The sequence below is a fragment of the Pseudomonas sp. 22189 genome (assembly GCF_052045635.1).
Lineage (GTDB): Bacteria > Pseudomonadota > Gammaproteobacteria > Pseudomonadales > Pseudomonadaceae > Aquipseudomonas > Aquipseudomonas parakoreensis.
The window spans coordinates 232,801-253,121 of sequence record NZ_JBQEPG010000006.1 but is presented as its reverse complement, the minus strand read 5'-3'; the positions used below and the strand labels follow the sequence as shown (position 1 = coordinate 253,121).

Annotated in this window: 22 protein-coding genes; 14 read left to right on the top strand and 8 right to left on the bottom strand. The window is 62.0% G+C overall.

Features of this window, described 5'->3' with window-relative positions; translation table 11 throughout:
- The first annotated feature begins 118 nt into the window (after window positions 1–118).
- The 12 genes from urtA (at window position 119) to ACTJKS_RS08765 (ending at window position 11,751) form a co-directional block, all read left to right on the top strand.
- Window positions 119–1,384, top strand: a complete 1,266-nt coding sequence (gene urtA / locus ACTJKS_RS08820) for an urea ABC transporter substrate-binding protein (RefSeq protein ID WP_198758555.1) — start codon at window positions 119–121, stop codon at window positions 1,382–1,384.
- A 238-nt stretch (window positions 1,385–1,622) separates the two neighbouring features.
- Window positions 1,623–3,125: an urea ABC transporter permease subunit UrtB gene (urtB, locus tag ACTJKS_RS08815; RefSeq protein ID WP_198758556.1), complete on the top strand. Its 1,503-nt coding sequence runs from the start codon at window positions 1,623–1,625 to the stop codon at window positions 3,123–3,125.
- Window positions 3,125–4,204, top strand: coding sequence for an urea ABC transporter permease subunit UrtC (urtC, locus tag ACTJKS_RS08810; RefSeq protein WP_262947770.1), 1,080 nt, complete (start codon window positions 3,125–3,127; stop codon window positions 4,202–4,204). The genes urtB and urtC overlap by 1 nt, the downstream gene beginning before the upstream one ends.
- Window positions 4,201–5,070, top strand: a complete 870-nt coding sequence (gene urtD / locus ACTJKS_RS08805) for an urea ABC transporter ATP-binding protein UrtD (protein ID WP_103368047.1) — start codon at window positions 4,201–4,203, stop codon at window positions 5,068–5,070. Before urtC ends, urtD begins: the two co-directional genes overlap by 4 nt.
- A 112-nt stretch (window positions 5,071–5,182) precedes the next feature.
- Window positions 5,183–5,881: an urea ABC transporter ATP-binding subunit UrtE gene (urtE, locus tag ACTJKS_RS08800; RefSeq protein ID WP_239778634.1), complete on the top strand. Its 699-nt coding sequence runs from the start codon at window positions 5,183–5,185 to the stop codon at window positions 5,879–5,881.
- A 30-nt stretch (window positions 5,882–5,911) separates the two neighbouring features.
- Window positions 5,912–6,751 carry an urease accessory protein UreD gene (locus ACTJKS_RS08795; RefSeq protein WP_262947769.1) on the top strand — a complete coding sequence of 280 codons (840 nt, stop codon included), beginning with the start codon at window positions 5,912–5,914 and terminating at the stop codon, window positions 6,749–6,751.
- A gap of 149 nt (window positions 6,752–6,900) precedes the next feature.
- Window positions 6,901–7,203, top strand: coding sequence for an urease subunit gamma (locus ACTJKS_RS08790; protein ID WP_222016817.1), 303 nt, complete (start codon window positions 6,901–6,903; stop codon window positions 7,201–7,203).
- Between the two features lie 9 nt (window positions 7,204–7,212).
- A complete protein-coding gene (locus ACTJKS_RS08785) occupies window positions 7,213–7,746 on the top strand; it encodes a GNAT family N-acetyltransferase (RefSeq protein ID WP_108181539.1) in 534 nt (177 codons plus the stop codon).
- A 6-nt stretch (window positions 7,747–7,752) separates the two neighbouring features.
- A complete protein-coding gene (locus tag ACTJKS_RS08780) occupies window positions 7,753–8,289 on the top strand; it encodes a GNAT family N-acetyltransferase (RefSeq protein ID WP_440828818.1) in 537 nt (178 codons plus the stop codon).
- Window positions 8,286–8,594 carry an urease subunit beta gene (locus ACTJKS_RS08775; RefSeq protein WP_198759478.1) on the top strand — a complete coding sequence of 103 codons (309 nt, stop codon included), beginning with the start codon at window positions 8,286–8,288 and terminating at the stop codon, window positions 8,592–8,594. The genes ACTJKS_RS08780 and ACTJKS_RS08775 overlap by 4 nt, the downstream gene beginning before the upstream one ends.
- A 181-nt stretch (window positions 8,595–8,775) precedes the next feature.
- The gene (ureC, locus tag ACTJKS_RS08770) at window positions 8,776–10,476 is read left to right on the top strand and encodes an urease subunit alpha (protein ID WP_222016818.1); all 1,701 of its coding nucleotides are present in this window, start codon (window positions 8,776–8,778) and stop codon (window positions 10,474–10,476) included.
- A gap of 147 nt (window positions 10,477–10,623) precedes the next feature.
- Entirely contained in the window at window positions 10,624–11,751 is a 1,128-nt protein-coding gene (locus ACTJKS_RS08765) for a sensor histidine kinase (RefSeq protein ID WP_262947767.1), read from the top strand.
- A 138-nt stretch (window positions 11,752–11,889) separates the two neighbouring features.
- On the opposite strand, the gene ACTJKS_RS08760 is transcribed toward ACTJKS_RS08765, so the two are convergent.
- Complete coding sequence (locus tag ACTJKS_RS08760) at window positions 11,890–12,195, bottom strand: chaperone modulator CbpM (protein ID WP_003221201.1); 306 nt, start codon at window positions 12,193–12,195, stop codon at window positions 11,890–11,892.
- Between the two features lie 23 nt (window positions 12,196–12,218).
- On the bottom strand, window positions 12,219–13,169 hold the full coding sequence (locus tag ACTJKS_RS08755) for a DnaJ C-terminal domain-containing protein (RefSeq protein ID WP_041065895.1): 951 nt from the start codon (window positions 13,167–13,169) through the stop codon (window positions 12,219–12,221).
- Window positions 13,170–13,460: 291 nt separating this feature from the next.
- Between ACTJKS_RS08755 and ACTJKS_RS08750 the strand changes: the two genes are divergently transcribed.
- A complete protein-coding gene (locus tag ACTJKS_RS08750; protein WP_027613552.1) occupies window positions 13,461–14,735 on the top strand; it encodes an Hsp70 family protein in 1,275 nt (424 codons plus the stop codon).
- A 135-nt stretch (window positions 14,736–14,870) separates the two neighbouring features.
- Here the strand turns inward: ACTJKS_RS08750 and ACTJKS_RS08745 are convergent, their stop codons facing one another.
- The 3 genes from ACTJKS_RS08745 to ACTJKS_RS08735 form a co-directional block, all read right to left on the bottom strand.
- Entirely contained in the window at window positions 14,871–15,884 is a 1,014-nt protein-coding gene (locus ACTJKS_RS08745; RefSeq protein ID WP_108181534.1) for an AI-2E family transporter, read from the bottom strand.
- 165 nt (window positions 15,885–16,049) lie between these two features.
- Entirely contained in the window at window positions 16,050–16,355 is a 306-nt protein-coding gene (locus tag ACTJKS_RS08740) for a PsiF family protein (RefSeq protein ID WP_003221193.1), read from the bottom strand.
- Window positions 16,356–16,418: 63 nt separating this feature from the next.
- Entirely contained in the window at window positions 16,419–17,213 is a 795-nt protein-coding gene (locus ACTJKS_RS08735; RefSeq protein WP_108184359.1) for an AraC family transcriptional regulator, read from the bottom strand.
- A 96-nt stretch (window positions 17,214–17,309) separates the two neighbouring features.
- On the opposite strand from ACTJKS_RS08735, the gene ACTJKS_RS08730 reads away from it, so the two are divergent.
- Complete coding sequence (locus ACTJKS_RS08730; RefSeq protein ID WP_108181533.1) at window positions 17,310–18,197, top strand: DMT family transporter; 888 nt, start codon at window positions 17,310–17,312, stop codon at window positions 18,195–18,197.
- Between the two features lie 108 nt (window positions 18,198–18,305).
- Here ACTJKS_RS08730 and ACTJKS_RS08725 read toward each other — a convergent pair whose 3' ends face one another.
- The 3 genes from ACTJKS_RS08725 to ACTJKS_RS08715 form a co-directional block, all read right to left on the bottom strand.
- On the bottom strand, window positions 18,306–19,196 hold the full coding sequence (locus ACTJKS_RS08725; protein ID WP_108181532.1) for an esterase/lipase family protein: 891 nt from the start codon (window positions 19,194–19,196) through the stop codon (window positions 18,306–18,308).
- A 90-nt stretch (window positions 19,197–19,286) separates the two neighbouring features.
- On the bottom strand, window positions 19,287–19,592 hold the full coding sequence (locus ACTJKS_RS08720; RefSeq protein WP_108181531.1) for a DMT family transporter: 306 nt from the start codon (window positions 19,590–19,592) through the stop codon (window positions 19,287–19,289).
- Entirely contained in the window at window positions 19,593–20,231 is a 639-nt protein-coding gene (locus tag ACTJKS_RS08715; protein ID WP_108181530.1) for an FMN-dependent NADH-azoreductase, read from the bottom strand.
- Window positions 20,232–20,321 lie beyond the last annotated feature (90 nt).

Below are 20,321 nucleotides of genomic sequence, written 5' to 3'. Positions count from 1 at the left end.
CCGCTCTAAACCGACATTTTCCTGCCCGATCCCGACCGGGCACAGCCCTTGCAAAACACCCTTCAGTCGTCTGCATCTGCCAACCATAAAAAACTTTAACGTTCATGGAGATCGCACAATGAAGCGTCGCAGTTTGATCAAGGCTTTCACTCTCACGGCATCCATTGCCGCGATGGGCATGACCTGGACTGTCCAGGCTGCCGAGACCATCAAGGTCGGGATTCTGCATTCGTTGTCCGGGACCATGGCGATCTCCGAAACATCGCTCAAAGACATGGCGCTGATGACCATCGACGAGATCAACGCCAAGGGCGGAGTCAACGGCAAGTTGCTCGAACCGGTGGTGGTCGACCCGGCGTCGAACTGGCCGCTGTTCGCCGAAAAGGGCCGGCAGTTGCTGACCCAGGACAAGGTCGCGGTGGTATTCGGTTGCTGGACCTCGGTGTCGCGCAAATCGGTGTTACCGGTGTTCGAAGAACTCAACGGCCTGCTGTTCTACCCAGTGCAATACGAAGGTGAAGAGATGTCGCCGAACGTGTTCTACACCGGCGCCGCGCCGAACCAGCAAGCGATCCCGGCAGTGGAATACCTGATGAGCGAAGAAGGCGGCAGCGCCAAGCGCTTCTTCCTGCTCGGCACCGACTACGTCTACCCGCGCACCACCAACAAGATTTTGCGCTCGTTCCTGCACTCCAAAGGCGTGGCCGACAAGGACATCGAAGAGGTCTACACCCCGTTCGGTCACAGCGACTATCAAACCATCGTCGCCAACATCAAGAAATTCTCCGCCGGCGGCAAGACTGCGGTGATTTCCACGGTCAACGGCGACTCCAACGTGCCGTTCTACAAAGAGCTGGCCAACCAGGGCCTGAAGGCGACCGACGTACCGGTGGTGGCGTTCTCCGTGGGTGAAGAAGAACTGCGCGGCATCGACACCAAACCGCTGGTGGGCAACCTCGCGGCGTGGAACTACTTCGAGTCCGTGGAGAACCCGGTGAACAAGAAGTTCGTCGCTGACTGGAAGGCCTACGCCAAGAAACACAACCTGCCGGGCGCCGACAAAGCGGTGACCAACGACCCGATGGAAGCCACTTACGTCGGCATCCACATGTGGGCGCAGGCGGCGGAGAAAGCCAAGTCCACCGACGTCGACAAAGTCCGCGAAGCACTGGCCGGCCAGACCTTCGCCGCGCCGTCCGGTTACACCCTGACCATGGACAAGACCAACCACCACCTGCATAAGCCGGTGATGATCGGCGAGATCCAGAACGATGGTCAGTTCAACGTCGTGTGGCAGACCGAAGGCCCGATCCGTGCGCAGCCGTGGAGTCCGTTTATCGATGGCAACGACAAGAAACCGGACTATGCGGTGAAGAGCAACTGAGCCATTGGGTGTCGGGCTGATGAGCATTTTCGGCCCGACACAATCCCTCTGTGGGAACAATATTTTGTGGTGAGGGGATTCATCCCCGACCGGCTGCGAAGCAGTCGCGAAATCAGTCGACGCGATCAATCTGATACACCGCGACCGCTGGATTTGGGGCTGCTTCGCAACCCATCGGGGATGAATCCCCTCGCCACAAAGACTGCGCCCACAATTAGTCCGCGCAAGGCGACTCTTTATGCCGACTACCCTTTACCGCTTCATCCTCGCCCTCGCACTGTTGGTGCCGATGGCCGGCCACGCCAACGACGCCGAAGACTTCGTCGCCGCCAATCCCGTGCAGCAAGCCAAACTGCTGGAAGCCTGGGCCGCGCAGCCCGAGCCGGCGCGTGTCGAGCTGATCAACGCCCTGCAGCAAGGCGAATTGACCCTCGACGGCCAAACCAAAACCCTGCGCCTGAACAACCGCCTGCGGGGTCTGATCGACACCGCTTTGGCCAGCCACCAATTGCTCGCCGCCGACGCCAAAACCCGTCTGTCTGCCGCGCAGCAATTGCAGAAAAGCGCGAAACCCGCGCAGCTGAAATTCCTCGACCAGCAACTGGCTGGCGAAAAAGAAGAGAACGTCCACGCCGCCCTGAGCCTGGCGCTGGCCAACCTGCAACTGGTGGACAGCGACCCGGCGGTGCGTCTGGCCGCCGTACGCCTGCTCGGCGAAACCGGCGATCCGCTGGCCCGCACCCGCCTCGAAGGACTGCTCGAACCTGGCGTCGAAAGCGATGCCGGTGTGCGTACCGCCGCCGAAACCAGCCTGGCGCAGGTCAAGCGCAAACTGCTGATCGGTGAAGTATTGGGTCAGGCGTTCAGCGGCATGTCCCTCGGCTCGATTCTGCTGCTCGCGGCCCTCGGCCTCGCGATCACCTTCGGCCTGCTCGGGGTGATCAACATGGCCCACGGCGAGATGCTGATGCTCGGCGCCTACTCGACCTACGTGGTGCAGTTGCTGTTCCAGCGCTACGCGCCACAGGCGATCGAGTTCTATCCGCTGATTGCGTTGCCGGTGGCGTTCTTCGTCACCGCAGCAATCGGCATGGCGCTGGAGCGCACGGTGATTCGACACCTCTATGGCCGACCGCTGGAAACCCTGCTCGCCACTTGGGGCATCAGCCTGATGCTGATCCAGTTGGTGCGCCTGCTGTTCGGTGCACAGAACGTTGAGGTGGCGAATCCGGCGTGGCTGTCCGGCGGCATTCAGGTGCTGCCGAATCTTGTCCTGCCGTACAACCGCATCGTGATCATCGCCTTCGCCTTGTTCGTGGTGGCGCTGACCTGGCTGCTGCTGAACAAGACCCGCCTCGGCCTCAATGTCCGCGCGGTCACGCAGAACCGCAACATGGCCGCCTGCTGCGGCGTGCCCACCGGGCGCGTCGACATGCTCGCCTTCGGCCTCGGTTCGGGCATCGCCGGCCTCGGTGGCGTGGCGCTGAGCCAGATCGGCAACGTCGGCCCGGACCTCGGCCAGAGCTACATCATCGACTCGTTCCTGGTGGTGGTGCTGGGCGGTGTCGGCCAACTCGCCGGCAGCGTACTGGCGGCGTTCGGGCTGGGCATCGCCAACAAGATTCTCGAACCGCAGATCGGTGCGGTACTCGGCAAGATCCTGATCCTCGCGCTGATCATTCTGTTCATCCAGAAACGTCCGCAAGGCCTCTTCGCACTGAAAGGACGGGTGATCGACTGATGAACCAGCCTCTACTTGTCACGGCCACGCAAAAGGCCGGCTCGAAACTCACGCTTGCCATCGGCGCGGTGATCCTCGCGCTGTTGATCGCCCTGCCGTTGCTCTCGCTGTTGCCGGCGGACAGCGCGCTGCACGTCTCGGCCTACACCCTGACGCTGGTCGGCAAAATCCTCTGCTACGCCATCGTTGCTCTGGCGCTGGATCTGGTCTGGGGTTACGCCGGGCTGCTGTCGCTGGGCCACGGGCTGTTCTTCGCCCTCGGCGGTTATGCGATGGGCATGTACCTGATGCGCCAGGCCGCCGGTGACGGCTTGCCGGCGTTCATGACCTTTCTGTCGTGGACCGAATTGCCGTGGTACTGGAGCGGCACCAGCAGTTTTATCTGGTCGATGTGTCTGGTGGTGCTGGCGCCAGGTCTGCTGGCGCTGGTGTTCGGTTTCTTTGCCTTCCGCTCGCGGATCAAGGGCGTGTATTTCTCGATCATGACCCAGGCCCTGACCTTCGCCGGGATGCTCCTGTTTTTCCGCAACGAGACCGGCTTCGGCGGTAACAACGGCTTCACCAACTTCCGCACGATTCTCGGCTTCGGCATCACTGAACCGGGTACCCGCGCGGTGCTGTTTCTGGCGACCGTACTGTTGCTGGTGGCGAGTCTGTTCATCGGCTGGCGTCTGGCGCAGAGCAAGTTCGGCCGGGTGCTGACCGCGCTGCGCGATGCAGAAAACCGCCTGATGTTCTGCGGCTACGACCCGCGCGGTTTCAAGCTGTTTGTCTGGGTCTTGAGCGCGGTGCTGTGCGGTCTGGCCGGGGCGTTGTACGTACCGCAAGTGGGGATCATCAACCCCAGCGAAATGTCGCCGACCAATTCGATCGAAGCGGCGGTGTGGGTCGCCCTCGGCGGACGCGGAACCTTGATCGGACCGCTGCTCGGCGCCGGGGTGGTCAACGGCATGAAGAGTTGGTTCACCGTGGCTTTCCCTGAATACTGGCTGTTCTTCCTCGGCGCGCTGTTCATCGTCGTGACGTTGTATTTGCCCAAAGGCGTGATCGGCCTGCTGAAGAAACGAGGTGAACAATGAGAGTCACTGCGAGTGCTGAATTCATGCTCGAACCGGCGTTTTTCCCCGTAGAACCGAACAAGGATGAGGGCACCAGCCGCGACTCGATCGGCCTCGGCCAACGCGTCGGCCCGGGCCTCGACACCCGCCACGGCACGATCCTGACCCTGGAAGACATCAGCGTCAGCTTCGACGGTTTTCGCGCCCTGAACAATCTGAACCTGTACATCGGCGTCGGCGAGTTGCGCTGCATCATCGGCCCCAACGGCGCGGGCAAGACCACGCTGATGGACGTAATCACCGGCAAGACCCGCCCCAGCCACGGCAAGGCCTGGTTCGGCGAAACCCTGGATCTGACGCAAATGAGCGAAGTGCAGATCGCCCAGGCCGGGATCGGGCGCAAGTTCCAGAAACCGACGGTGTTCGAAGCGCTGAGCGTATTCGAAAACTTGGAACTGGCGCAGAAAACCGACAAGTCGGTGTGGGCCAGTTTGCGCGCGCGCCTGAGTGGCGAGCAGCGCGAGCGCATCAGCGAAGTGCTGGAAACCATTCGCCTGACCACCTCGGTCAATCGCCCGGCGGGCTTGCTGTCCCACGGGCAGAAACAGTTTCTGGAAATCGGCATGTTGCTGATGCAGGACCCGCAACTGCTGCTGCTCGACGAGCCGGTGGCGGGCATGACCGATGCCGAAACCGAATTCACCGCCGAGCTGTTCAAGTCGCTGGCCGGCAAGCATTCGCTGATGGTGGTGGAGCATGACATGGGCTTCGTCGGCTCGATTGCCGACCATGTGACGGTGCTGCATCAGGGCAGCGTGCTGGCGGAAGGGTCGCTGGAACAGGTGCAGGAAAACGAGCGGGTGATCGAGGTCTATCTCGGCCGCTGATGATCCATCCCCTGTAGGAGCTGCCGAAGGCTGCNATCTTGATCTTAAAAACAAGATCAAAAGATCGCAGCCTTCGGCAGCTCCTACACAGGGATTTGAGGAGATTTTGAGAATGCTGCAAGTCGACAAGCTGCATCAGTACTACGGCGGTAGCCACATCCTGCGCGGCCTGAGCTTTGACGTGAACGTCGGCGAAGTCACCTGCCTGCTCGGGCGCAACGGCGTGGGCAAGACCACCCTGCTCAAATGCCTGATGGGCCTGTTGCCGGCCAAGGAAGGCGTGGTGAATTGGGAGGGCAAACCGATCACCACGCTCAAGCCGCACCAGCGCGTGCACGCCGGGATCGCCTATGTGCCACAGGGCCGGGAAATCTTCGGCCGGCTCACGGTGGAAGAGAATCTGCTGATGGGTTTGTCGCGGTTTCCCGGCAGTGAAGCGAAGGAAGTCCCAAGTTTCATCTACGAATTGTTCCCGGTGCTGCTACAAATGAAGCAGCGCCGAGGCGGCGACCTGTCCGGCGGCCAGCAACAGCAGCTCGCTATCGGTCGCGCCCTGGCCAGTCGTCCGCGTTTGCTGATCCTCGACGAACCCACCGAAGGCATCCAGCCCTCGGTGATCAAGGAGATCGGCGCGGTGATCAAAAAGCTCGCGGCCCGAGGCGACATGGCCATTTTGCTGGTGGAGCAGTTCTACGATTTCGCTGCGGAGCTGGCCGATCAGTACCTGGTGATGTCCCGGGGCGAGATCGTGCAACAGGGTCGCGGCGAAAATATGGAGGCCGAGGGTGTACGAGGTCTGGTAACAATTTAATCTGTAGCTTCCTAACGATAATCACAAACCATGAACTTACCGCTTTCCACTGCCCTGTTTACCCCGAGCTGGCACGCCGAGCTGGAACTGGCCTACGCCCGCTTCGGCGACTGCACACGCCCGGTTCAGCGCCGGCATCTCGGCCCGCTGCGCGTGCAAAAGCACCTGTATGCCGAAGGCCCCGAGGTCTGCCAGCACATCATCGTCCACCCGCCGGGCGGGATCGCCGGCGGTGACCGGCTGAACATCAGCGCCCGCGTCGAAGCAGACGCCTGGGCGCAGATCACCAGCCCCGGCGCCGCCAAGTGGTATCGCGCGGCAGGGCCGGCGTATCAGCAACTCGATTTGAAAGTGGCCGCAGGTGCGACGCTGGAGTGGCTGCCGCAGGAAACCATCGTCTACAGCGCCGCCCAGGCCGAACTCACCACCTCGATCGAACTTGAAGGCGATGCGCGGCTGTTCTACTGGGACGTGGTGGCGCTGGGCCGACCGGCCAGTCGCGAGCGCTTCGACCTCGGACACTTTCAAGCGCATCTGGATATCCGTCGTGACGGGCGATTGCTCTGGCACGAACGTCAGAGGATTACTGGCGGTGACGGTTTGCTGGATTCGCCGATCGGCCTGGATGGCCATCCGGTGTTCGCCACGCTGTTGGTCACCGGTGAAATCGACGCCGAGCTGCTGGAGCGCTGTCGTTCGCTGACGCATGCCGTGCGCGGGGATTTGACCCAGTTGCCGGGGCTGTTGGTTGCCCGCTGCCTGGCGAGCGAGGCACTGCTGGCCCGCGCCTGGCTGATCGACCTGTGGCGCCTGCTGCGCCCGGCCCTGCTCGGCCGCGAGGCCCAGCCACCACGAATCTGGAACACCTGAAATGCACTCCCCGTATTCCTCTGTAGGAGCTGCCGAAGGCTGCGATCTTTTGATCTTGCTGTAAAAAATCAAGATCAAAAGATCGCAGCCTTCGGCAGCTCCTACAGAGCGTACGACTTAACTTTCTTCTGCCGAGATTTGAAAAACAAATGGACCTGACCCCACGCGAAAAAGACAAGTTGCTGATCTTCACCGCCGGCCTCGTCGCCGAGCGCCGACTGGCCCGTGGTTTGAAGCTCAACTACCCGGAAGCCATGGCCTACATCTCCGCCGCGCTGCTCGAAGGCGCCCGAGACGGCCAGACCGTGGCCGAGCTGATGCACTACGGCACCACCCTGTTGGGCCGCGAGCAAGTGATGGAAGGTATTCCGGAAATGATCCCGGAGATCCAGGTCGAAGCGACGTTCCCCGACGGCACCAAACTGGTCACCGTCCACCAACCGATCGTTTGAGGACTCGCCATGACCTACACCATTCGCGATGCCCTGCACGCCGACCTGCCGGCGATCCGTGACATCTACAACGACGCGGTGCTCAACACCACGGCGATCTGGAACGAATCGGCGGTCGACCTCGGCAACCGCCAGGCGTGGTTCAGCGCCCGTCAGGCCCAGGCCTACCCGATTCTGGTGATCGTCGACGCCGACAACGTGGTGCTCGGCTACGCTTCCTTTGGCGACTGGCGGCCGTTCGACGGTTTCCGTCACACCGTCGAGCACTCGGTCTACGTGCGCAGCGACCAGCGCGGCAATGGCCTTGGCCCGCAATTGATGAGCGTGCTGATCGAGCGGGCCAAAGCCTGCGACAAGCATGTGATGGTCGCCGCCATCGAAAGTGGCAATGCCGCTTCCATTCGTCTGCATGAACGCGCCGGTTTCAGCATCACCGGACAGATGCCGCAAGTCGGCACCAAGTTCGGCCGCTGGCTCGACCTGACCTTCATGCAACTGATCCTCAACCCTGGCGCGCAGCCGCCGCTCGCCAACAAGGAGTGACACGCGATGAACCCCGCCCAACTGCGACGCGTCAATGCGGAAAGTTTTGCGCACTATCGTCAGGGCCTGATTGATCTGCTGCTCGACGCCGTGGGTTATGGCGCCAGCGTCGGCTTCATGGCCGACCTTGATGCCGCGCAGGCTCGCGCCTACTTCGATGAAGTGCAGCAACACGTGAACAAGGGCAGCGTGTTGCTCTGGGTGGTGGTCAAGGATGAAGAGGTGCAGGCCAGCGTGCAGTTGGGTCTGTGCCAGAAAGCCAACAGCCTCAATCGCGCTGAAGTGCAAAAACTGCTGGTGCGCGAACAGGCGCGGCGGCGTGGCCTCGGTCAGCAATTGATGAACGCGCTGGAACTCGAAGCGGCCAAGCACAAGCGCGGCATGCTCTACCTCGACACCGAGGCCGGCTCGCCCGCCGAAGAGTTCTACAAGGCCCTGGGTTACACCCGTGCCGGTGAAATTCCCGATTACGCCTGCGACCCGCACGGTACCTATCGCCCGACTGCCCTCTACTACAAGATTCTGCAAGGAGCCCGGCCATGATTCCCGGCCAGTACCAGATCCAGCCCGGCGACATCGAACTGAATGTCGGCCGCCGCACGCTCAGCCTGAAAGTCGCCAACAGCGGTGACCGGCCGATTCAGGTCGGTTCGCACTATCACTTTTTCGAAACCAATGACGCGCTGACCTTCGACCGCGCCGCCAGCCGTGGCATGCGCCTGAACATCCCCGCCGGCACCGCCGTGCGCTTCGAGCCGGGGCAAAGCCGCGAGGTCGAGCTGGTGGAGTACACCGGGCACCGGCGGGTGTTCGGCTTTGCCGGGCGGGTCATGGGTGATCTCGACTGAAGCAGATTCACCTGTGGTGAGGGGTTTATCTGTGGTGAGGGGATTCATCCCCGATCGACCGCGCAGCGGTCGCCAACCGCCACCGGCCCCACCACAAAATCACTTTTGCTGAATGGCGGGTGCTTCGCACCCGATCGGGGATGAATCCCCTCGCCACAATAAATTTTTGCAAGGAATTGAAATGAAGATTTCCCGGCAAGCCTACGCCGACATGTTCGGTCCCACCGTCGGCGACAAGGTGCGCCTGGCGGACACCGAGTTGTGGATCGAAGTCGAAAAAGACTTCACCACCTACGGCGAAGAAGTGAAGTTCGGCGGCGGCAAAGTCATCCGTGACGGCCAGGGCCAGAGCCAGTTGCTCGCTGCCGAAGTGGTCGACACGCTGATCACCAATGCGTTGATCATCGACCACTGGGGCATCGTCAAAGCCGACGTCGGCCTCAAGGACGGGCGCATCGCTGCTATCGGCAAGGCCGGTAACCCGGACGTACAACCGAACGTGACCATCGCCATCGGCGCCAGCACCGAGGTGATCGCCGGTGAAGGCATGATCCTCACTGCCGGCGGCATCGACACGCACATCCACTTCATCTGCCCGCAGCAGATCGAAGAAGCGCTGATGAGCGGCGTCACCACCATGATCGGCGGCGGCACGGGGCCGGCGACCGGTACCAACGCCACCACCTGCACCTCCGGCCCGTGGCACCTGGCGCGGATGCTCCAGGCCGCCGACGCGTTCCCGATGAACATCGGCCTCACCGGCAAGGGCAACGCCAGCCTGCCGGAGCCGTTGATCGAGCAGGTCAAGGCCGGGGCCATCGGCCTCAAACTGCACGAAGACTGGGGCACCACCCCGGCGAGCATCGACAATTGCTTGAGCGTCGCCGACCAGTACGACGTACAAGTGGCGATCCACACCGACACCCTCAACGAGTCCGGCTTCGTCGAAACCACCTTGGGCGCGTTCAAGGGCCGCACCATCCACACCTATCACACCGAAGGTGCCGGTGGCGGCCACGCGCCGGACATCATCAAGGCCTGCGGTTTCCCTAACGTGCTACCGAGCTCGACCAACCCGACCCGGCCGTTCACCCGCAACACCATCGACGAACACCTCGACATGCTGATGGTCTGCCACCACCTCGACCCGAGCATTGCCGAGGACGTGGCGTTCGCCGAAAGCCGTATCCGCCGCGAGACGATTGCCGCCGAAGACATCCTCCACGACCTCGGTGCGTTCTCGATGATCAGCTCCGACAGCCAGGCCATGGGCCGTGTCGGCGAAGTCATCACGCGCACCTGGCAGACCGCCGACAAGATGAAAAAGCAGCGCGGCCCGCTGCCCCAGGACGGCGAAGGCAACGACAACTTCCGCGCCAAGCGCTACATCGCCAAATACACGATCAACCCGGCGATCACCCACGGTATCAGCCATGAGGTGGGCTCGGTGGAGGTCGGCAAATGGGCCGATCTGGTGCTCTGGCGCCCGGCGTTCTTCGGCGTAAAACCGACGCTGATCCTCAAGGGCGGCGCCATCGCTGCGAGCCTGATGGGCGACGCCAACGCGTCGATCCCAACCCCGCAACCGGTGCACTACCGCCCGATGTTCGCCAGCTACGGCGGCTCGCTGCACGCCACCAGCCTGACCTTCATCAGCCAGGCCGCACAGGAGGCCGGGCTGCCCGAGGCATTGGGCCTGAAGAAGAAAATCGCCGTGGTCAAAGGCTGCCGCGATGTGCAGAAAACCGACCTGATCCACAACGATTACCTGCCGAACATCGACGTCGATCCGCAGACCTATCAGGTCAAGGCCGACGGTGTGCTGCTGTGGTGTGAACCGGCGGAAACCTTGCCGATGGCTCAGCGTTACTTCCTGTTCTGACACACGGCAAAAGGCCCCCGACCCGCATCTTGCGCACCGGCCGGGGGCCTTTTTCATGGGGCAGGAAAACCTATGTGCAAACGGTCGTGTATTTCCCGCCAAAGGGGCTAATATTCGATGCGCTCCGCCTTTTTTCAGGAACTGCCCATGCGTCTTTCCGAGTTCATCTTGGCCAACATCGAGCCTATCGTCGATGAATGGGAGCAGTTCGCCGCGACCATCACGCCGGCGGCCGACCATCTGGATTCCACTGCGCTGCGCGATCACGCCAGCGAGATTCTGCGGGCCGCCGCCCGTGACATGAGCAAGCCACAGAGCCCCGCCGAACAGGCTGCCAAAGCCAAGGGCGAGGGCCCGGAAAAGACCCCGAGCCTGGACGAGGCCGGCGCCAGCCATGGCGAACTGCGCCACACCGTCGGTTTTGACCTGGTGCAGATGACCAGTGAATTCCGCCATTTGCGTGCCTGCGTGATCCGCTTGTGGGTCAACAGCCTTGAATCGCCGGACATGACCTATTTCCAGGACATGATCCGTTTCAACGAAGCCATCGACGAAGCCCTCGCCGAATCCACCGCTGCCTACGCCGAGCAGGTCAACCGCTCGCGCGATATTTTCCTCGCCATCCTCGGCCATGACCTGCGCGCGCCGCTGCAGGCGGTGAGCATGTCCACCGAACTGCTGCTGCGCAAATCCAGCCTCGAGGGCGATGCGCTGGCCTGTGCCTTGCACATCAAGCGCGGTGCGCGGCACATGGCGGCGATGGTCAGCGACCTGCTGGAGCTGGTGCGCAGTCGCCTCGGCCGTAGCCTGCCGATCGAACCGGCAGCGATGGACCTGGCCGTTGCGGCGCGGGCGGCGATTGCCGAAGCCTGCGCCGGTAATCCGCTATCCGATCCGAAGCTCACGGTGCACGGCGACACCCGTGGGGTGTGGGACGCCGGGCGAATCGACCAACTCCTGCAAAACCTGATCGGCAACGCCTTGCAGCACGGCACCAGCCAGCGCGACGTGACCCTTGATCTGCGTGGCGAGGGCGACAACGTGTGCCTGACGGTGCACAACTACGGCACACCGATTTCCGAAGAGGCGATCGGCACGATTTTCGACCCGCTGGTGCGCAGCGCCGACGAAGAACTCGGGCAGCCGTCGACCAGCCTCGGGTTGGGCTTGTTCATCGTCAAGGAAGTGGTGAGCGCCCATGGCGGGACAATCGACGTCAGCTCGAGCGAGGCTGACGGGACGCTGTTCAGTGTGGTGTTGCCAAGAAAGGTTTAAGCAGGGAAATCTGCGGTGAATTCATCGCTGGCAAGCCAGCTCCCACAGATCCGGCGTCGAATACAAACTTTGTGTACGACATAGTTCCTTGTGGGAGCTGGCTTGCCAGCGATGAGGCCGGCCAATACTACCGAAAACCTATTCGACCACCAGCCGCCCCAAGCGCTGCCTGAGCATCCGGTTCTCCGCCCGCAACTCATGCACCTCCTCCAGCAGATTCAGGGCCAGGGCGACGCCCTCCCACTCCAGCTCCAGCTCGCGCCGCAACTTCGCGGCGCGTTTGGCCAGGCTCAGCTCGTAGTCGGTGAACCGCCATTCCCGGGGCTGCGCGCCCTGAGGTTCGAGGATGCCGTGCTCGACGATTTCGATCACGTAGACGTCCGACAGATCGGCCGCCTCACAGAATTCTGCCATGTCCAGTTGAACGATCAGGGGGCTGCTCATGATGGGCTACTCCGTCGTCGGGTTCAGAAGTTCTCGCGTGGGTTGAACGCGGCTTTCTTCGCCAGTTCCTGCCACAGTGCCTTGACCTCGTCGTCGGAGGTTTTCGGCATCACGGCCTTGAGCTGCACGAACAGATAACCGCGCTCACCGGCCTTGTTTTTCAGACCATGGCCCTTGGCGCGCATGCGCTGGCCGTTCTGGCTGCCGGCCGGAACCTTGAGGTTGATCTTGCCGGTCAGGGTCGGCACGGCCACCTCGGTGCCCAACGCCAGCTCCCACGGTGCCAATGGCAAGGTGATGATCAGGTTTTCGCCTTCGACATCGAATTTCGGGTGCGGCGCAAAGCGAATGGTCAGGTACAGATCGCCATTGGCGCCGCCACCGATGCCCGGCGCGCCCTGCCCCTTGAGGCGGATGCGCTCGCCGTCGGTCACGCCCGCCGGGATCTTCACGTTCAGGCTTTTGCTGGTGTTGCTGACGTGCTGACCGTTGGCGTTGTACTGCGGGACCTGAAAGCTGACCTTCTTCGACTCGTTCGACAGCGTCTCCTCAAGGAAGATCGGCAGTTCCATTTCCACGTCTTGTCCCCGCCGCCCTGCACTGCGTTGCTGCCGACCTTCGCCGCCACCGAAACCGGCGCCGCGATTGCCGAAGATCGAACTGAAGAAGTCCGAGAAGTCGCCGGTGTCACCACCGCCGCCGCCAAAGCCACCACGGCTCTGCCAGCCCGGCGGGCCCTGGAACGGCTGACCATGCTGGCCATAACGGCGCAGGTCGTCGTACTCGGCGCGCTTGTCGGCGCTCTTCAGCGCTTCATAGGCTTCCGAGGCGTCCTTGAACTTGGCCTCGGCGTCTTTTTCCTTGCTGACATCGGGGTGGTATTTGCGCGCCAGCTTGCGATAGGCAGCCTTGATTGCCTTGTCGTCCGCTGTCGGCTCCACGCCGAGTATCTTGTAATAGTCTTTGAAGTCCATCGAAGGAATCACCATCCGTTATCGATTTCGCGCCGAGACCAGCATGCGCTCATTCGCACGTGCCGGGTTGACCGATCTCAACTTTGTGACCGGGTGGCGCAGCAGAAGTTTATCGGCAGTGGACGACGGTTCTTGCGACCGCCGGTATGTCTGCCGGCCAATGCCAGCAAGTTTGGGGCGAAGCTGCGACTTTCAAGAAGCTTAGTCGTGAAATAGCAGATGACCGGCCTTCGAATCTGCCGCGCACTGACATACACTGCGCGGCCGTTTTTTGACCGGAACCCGAAAGACATGAACAACGCCTCTCCAGCCCGTGCCTGCGGTATCGACTTCGGCACCTCCAACTCCACCGTCGGCTGGCTGCGCCCCGGCATGGAAACGATGATCGCGCTGGAAGACGACAAGATCACCCTGCCGTCGGTGGTCTTCTTCAACATCGAAGAGCGCCGCCCGGTGTACGGTCGCCTGGCCCTGCACGAATACCTGGAAGGCTACGAAGGCCGGCTGATGCGCTCGCTCAAGAGCCTGCTGGGTTCCAAGCTGATCAAGCACGACACCAGCGTGCTCGGCACGGCGATGCCGTTCAAGGATCTGCTGGGGCTGTTCATCGGCCAGCTCAAGAGCCGTGCCGAAACGGCCGCCGGTCGCGAGTTCGAACAAGTGGTGCTGGGCCGCCCGGTGTTTTTCGTCGATGACGACCCGCTGGCTGACCAGGAAGCCGAAGACACCTTGGTCGAAGTGGCACGCAAGCTTGGTTTCAAGGACGTGTCGTTCCAGTACGAACCGATTGCCGCCGCCTTCGACTACGAGTCGACCATCGAAAAAGAAGAGCTGGTGCTGATCGTCGACATCGGCGGGGGTACCTCCGACTTCTCGCTGGTGCGCCTGTCGCCCGAGCGTCGTGGCATGGACAACCGTCACGACGACATCCTCGCCACCGGCGGCGTGCACATCGGCGGGACCGATTTCGACAAACAACTGAGCCTGCAAGGCCTGATGCCGCTGTTCGGCTACGGCAGCCGGATGAAGAGCGGCGCCTACATGCCGACCAGCCACCACATGAACCTGGCGACCTGGCACACCATCAACTCGGTGTACTCGCAAAAGTCCACCCTGGCGCTGGGCAGCATGCGCTACGACATCGAGGACACTGGCGGCATTGATCGCCTGTTCAAGCTGATCGAACAGCGCGCCGGGCACTGGCTGGCGATGGAAGTCGAAGAAACCAAGATCCAGCTGACCCACGCCGACAGCCGCCACGTGCCGCTGGACCGCATCGAGCCGGGCCTGAGCGTGGAACTGAGCCGCGCCCTGTTCGAATCGTCGATCGACGCCTTGCTTGAACGCGTGCGCGGCAGCGTTACGCAGCTGTTGAACGATGCCAACGTCTCGGTGGCGCAGGTCGATACGGTGTTCTTCACCGGCGGTTCAAGCGGCATTCCGGCGCTGCGCAACAGCGTCTCGGCGATGCTGCCGAACGCGCGACATGTGGAAGGCAATATCTTTGGCAGCATTGGCAGCGGTCTGGCGATCGAGGCGATGAAGCGTTACGGCGCGACGGCCTGATCCGGAATCGGCAGTGCGCCATTCGCGAGCAGGCTCGCTCCCACAGTGGATCGCATTTCAACTGAAGGAATGCGCTCAAAATGTGGGAGCGAGCCTGCTCGCGAAGAGGCCAGCTCAAACACTACAAATTCTGAATCAAACCATCCCGCCCAGCTTCAACTCACTCTTCAGATACGCGTAATAAATCGGACCCGCCACCACCCCCGGCAGGCCGAACGCGGCTTCGAACACCAGCATCGCCAGCAGCAACTCCCACGACTTGGCACTGATCTGCCCGCCGACAATGCGCGCGTTGAGGAAGTATTCGAGCTTGTGGATAAAAATCAGGTAACCCAGCGCCGCCACCGCCACCCAGATCGACAGCGACAGGCCGACGATGGTGATCAGCGTGTTCGACATCAGGTTGCCGATCACCGGCAGCAGGCCGAGCAGGAAGGTCAGGACGATCAGGGTCTTGGTCAGTGGCAGCTTGATGCCGAACAGCGGCAGGATCACCGCGAGGAAGATCGCGGTGAAGAAGGTGTTCAGCAGGGAAATCTTGATCTGCGCGAAGACAATGTTGCGGAAGGCTTGCACCAGCAGGTGCAGGCGATCAAACAGGGCGGCGGCCAGCGGCTTGCGCTTGGTCACATCCGGTATCCGCTGCAGGGCAATGATTGCGCCGAGGACCATGCCGATCAACAGGGTGACAAACATGTGCGCCGCGTCCTTGCCCACCAGTTGCAGGTCAGCCAGGTGTTTGCTCGCCCACTCACCAATCGCCACGCGGAACTCCGCAGCACTGGCCGGCAGATAGGCATCGAGAAACGGCGGCAGTTGCCCGCGCGCGCGATCAACCACGCCCATGAATTTGTCGAGCGAGGCGCCCGGGTTTTCCGCTTCGTGCAGCAGGAAACTGATAGCACCGGCAAAGATCAGCGCCAGCACGCTGACCACCAGGGTGCCCAGCAGCGCCACCGCCAGCCAGCGCGCGCGCCGGCCTTCGATCAATCGTTGCAGTTGCGGGGTGAGCATGTTGACCAACTCGAACACCAGCAAACCGGCCAGCAGGCTGGGCAACAAGCGCAGCGGCAATGCCAGCAGCAAACCGCCAAAAATAATGATGCAACTGACCCAAAACACAACATGACGCTCAGAAAACGTTGGCATACAGCCTCAAAACGAACGGCGTAAAAGGATTGGCAGTCTGCCAGCGATCCGGCGCCGAAGCGAGTAGATGCCCCGCATCCTGGTCGCGCCGAAAAGATCGCAGCCTGCGGCAGCTCCTANTCGCGGTCTCATGTAGGAGCTGCCGCAGGCTGCGATCTTTTGATCTTATTTTTTCTTCAGGCAATCACTCATGAAGGTCTTGCGCGCATCACCGGTCAGGGCCTTGGTTTTCGCGTCGGCGTTGCAGGTCTTCATTTTTTCCTGCTGCGGGGTCAGCACTTTGGCGTCATTGGCGGCCGGTGCAGCCTTGAGGCAGGTGCTCATGAAAGTCTTGCGCTCGTCGCCCTTGAGGCTCTTGGCGGTAGCGTCGGCATTGCAGGTGGTCATTTTGTTCTGTTGCGCCGTGGCGGCGAAACCCTGGGAACACAGGAGCAGACCGATCATCAACAAAGGCACACGCAACATCTTCATGGAGTTTTCTCCTTGTCGCCGCATCGATGGATGCGGCCTCCGCTGAAGTGTAGCCAAATCTTGTTACACCTTCCTGCCTTCCAGGTGGCTGCGCCGATACTGTTCCGGGGTACAGCCGGCCTGACGGGCAAACATGGCGATGAAGGCCGAGCCACTGCTGTAACCCAGATCGAAGGCGATCTCCTGCACGCTCTTCGTGCTTTCCAGTGCCTCGATGGCAGCCAGGTAACGCAGGCGCTGACGCCATTCGCCGAAACTCATGCCCAACTCGCGCACGAACTGCCGGGCCAACGTGCGCTCGCTGACGTGTACCTGCGCCGCCCAGTGCGCCAGCGGCTGGTTATTGCCGGGATCGGCCTGTAATGCATCGAGAATCGCCAGCAACCCGGGATGGCTCGCGTACGGCAGATAGCACTCATGTACCGGCGCCTGTTGCAGTTGATCGACCAGCACCTGGGCCAGACGCTGGTCGGCGTCGAGTTCGGGGATCTTCACGTCGCGGGCGGCGAAGTCCTTGAGAATCGCCTTGAGGATGTCGCTGATTGCCAGCGTGCAGGCGCGCGGCGGCAGATCGGCGCAAACCTTCGGATCGAGGCACACCGCGCGGTAGTTGACCGGTTGATGGCTGTAAAAACTGTGCTCGACCTGCGGCGGCACCCACACCGCGTACTGCGGCGGCGACATGAAGCGGCTGCCGTCGACGTCCATGTGCAGCACGCCGTGGGCCGCGTACTCCAGCGTGCCCCACGGATGGCGGTGCGGCGCGGCGTATTCATGGGTGTTGAAGTCGGCGTAGCGGAAGTACACCGCTGACGGCAGTTCGCTGAAATCCAGCAGATCGATGTGTTTACTGTTCATGCTGTCCGGTTGCAGAGGCAGGTTGTCCGGTTCGCAGTATAGGGCTGCATCCAGACAGGGGATAATCACGGTTCATCAACGTTCTGGTTTTAACTCATGCAATACGCGTTTCCCCTGCTGGCGATTTTCATCTGGGCCGGCAATACCGTGATCAACAAACTGGCGGTCGGGGCGATCTTCCCCGCCGAGATCGGTTTCTACCGCTGGCTGCTCGCCGGCCTGCTGTTCACCCCGTTCATGCTCAAAGCGGTGATCGCACACTGGCCGCAGATCCGCCCGAATCTGGGCAAGATCTTCATCCTCGGCGTGCTCGGGATGGCGGTCTATCAAAGCCTGGCCTACTTCGCCGCGACCCTGACCACGGCGACCAACATGGGCATCATTTTGTCGCTGATGCCGCTGATGTCGCTGGCCATGGCCATCATCAGCCTCGGCCAGCGCCTGACCGCTGGGGCATTGTTCGGCGCGGTGCTGTCGTTCGCCGGCGTGCTGGTGGTGGTATCGTCCGGCAGCCTCGGCGCGCTGCTGCAACATGGAGTGAACCTGGGTGACGCGATGATGCTGATCGCCACCCTGGCCTACGCGATCTACAGCACCCTGCTAAAAAAATGGCAGCTGCGCCTGCCGCCGCTGGTATTGCTGTACCTGCAGGTTCTGGTGGCGATTGTGGTGCTGTTTCCGCTGTACGCCGCCTCGCCGAAAACCGGCTTCACCGCGCAGAACATTCCGCTGGTGCTGTACGCGTGCCTGCTGGCCTCGATGCTCGCGCCGCTGGCGTGGATGCAGGCGGTGCAGCGTCTTGGGCCGAGCCGCACGACCTTGTTCTTTAACTTGTTGCCGTTGATTACCGCGCTGATTGCGGCGGTGGTGTTGAAGGAGCAGTTGGCGATGTATCACCTGGTGGGTGGGGTGTTGACGTTGGGTGGGGTGATTCTGTCGGAGCGCTGGACCACCGTTCTAGGCCGCAAACTCAGCGTTGCCTGATGGAAAAGATCGCAGCCTGCGGCAGCTCCTACAGGTGATCGCGTGGATGAACGCTGAAACCTTGTAGGAGCTGCCGCAGGCTGCGATCTTTTGATCTTGTCTTGGCTTTTACAAGCCGGCAGCCTTCAACCGCGCCGCATGCTCGACAAACAACCGCACCGGATCTGCGCCCTTGCCCACCAGCCCCAGCGACTGGTTGACGATATCGAAGTGATCCAGCGGATAGTCGTCGCCAATCACCGTGCCGAGGTGCGAGCTGTAGCGCCCGACCATCCCGTCACACTGCCCCGGCTCACGCACGAAGGTTTTCGCGAACAACCGGCAGCTGCGGTTGGTGCCGTCGAACAGGTTGCCACCGCGGTCAGTCTTGCCCGGCTGCAATGTGCCCGACCACGAGTAATAGCGCACGCCGTTGACCTCTTCCGGCCCGTGACCGCCCCAGGTCTCGGGCAGGCCCTGTGGATAACGCTGATTGAACAGCGCCACGCCCTCGCGGGTCAGCGATTGGTGCGAGGCGTGGATATCCACCGGCAGTTTCGGCCCGTGATAACCGGTTTCCAGCAATGCCATCAGCCAGCCGACAACACGCAGCAGCGCTTCGAGCAGACGGCCCTTGGCGGTGTTCGCCGGGTAGTGTTGCTGCAGATAGTCGGCCAGTTCCGAACCGTGATTGGGCCCGGCCACCGACGTTACCGAGGCGACCAGATCCGGCCGTTTGGCGGCGGCATAACGGGCGGTCAACGAACCCTGGCTGTGACCGAACAGATTGACCCTGGCGGCGCCGGTCTCGCGCAGAATCTCGTCAATCCGCGCCAGCAGTTGCTCGCCGCGCACCTCGGTGGAGTTGAGCGGCGACACCTGTACCGCAATCACCGTCGCCCCGCCACGGCGCAACGCCTTGATGATCCCGTACCAGTACGGATACAGCAGCAGCCGGATAAACCCGAGCATGCCCGGCACCAGCACCAGTGGATAACGTGTCGCCGTACTTTGTGACATGGGCAAACATCCTTGTGGTCGTGAGTGGAGGCCTGACGTGCAAAACATCCGCCAAGCCTCCTCCTTGATGATGACAACGGCACCCTCAGCCTACTTCAGGCCCACCACCCCCGCCACAATCAGCCCCACCGACAGCAGTTTGACCAGAGTCAGGCTCTCGCCGAGCAGGGCAAAGCCGAGAAACACCGTGCCCAGCGAGCCGATCGCCGTCCAGATCGGGTAGGCAATGCTCACCGGCAACTCGCGCAGGGCCAGCGTCAGGAAGTAAACCCCGCCAATCGCCGCGAGCACCGTGATCAGCGACGGCCACAACCGGGTGAAGCCTTCGGCGTACTTCATGCCCATGGCAAACGTGACTTCGAACCCGGCGGCGATCAGCAGGAACAGCCAGGCCACTTAGAACGTCCGGGCGAGGTCGAGCAAACGCTGCTCGGCCTCGGCCACTGACACGGCGAAGGTGCGCTCGGCCGACTCCTCGCCCTCGGCCGCGACCACCGTGACGTCGTTGATACCGATAAAGCCCAGCGCGGTGCGCAACCACGGATCGGCGTGGTTCAGTGCTTCCAGTTCACCGCCGGGGCCGAAACCGAATCCGCCGCGACTGGTGACAATCAACGCTTTCTTGCCCAGCAGCAGCGGGGTGTACTGGGCCACGCCGTTGTCGAGGGTGTGGTCGAACGTCAGGCCCAGGCGCACGATCTGATCGACCCAGGCCTTGAGGCCGCTGGGCACGCTGAAGTTGTACATCGGCGTGGAAATCAGCAGCAGGTCATGCTCGAACAACTCGCTGACCAATTGATCGCTGAGCGCCAGATCGGCCTGCATCGACAGTGGACGCGCCTCGGGCTCAGGATGAAACGCGGCAGCGACAAACGCTTCGTTGACTGGCGGGATCAGCGCGCGCCCGACTTCACGGCGGGTGATCTGCGCCTGCGGATGGCGCAATCGCCAGGCGCTGAGAAAGCTTTCCGCGAGGCGCCGTGAATGCGAACGGTCACCCCGTGGGCTGGCATGTATTGCAAGAATTTTGCTCATCTGTATTTGCTCCGGACTAGAATCAAACGGCTTGTGGCTTGCAGCTTGAAGGGCGTGACCGCGTCCGTTCAAATGAGCAAAAATCAGTCG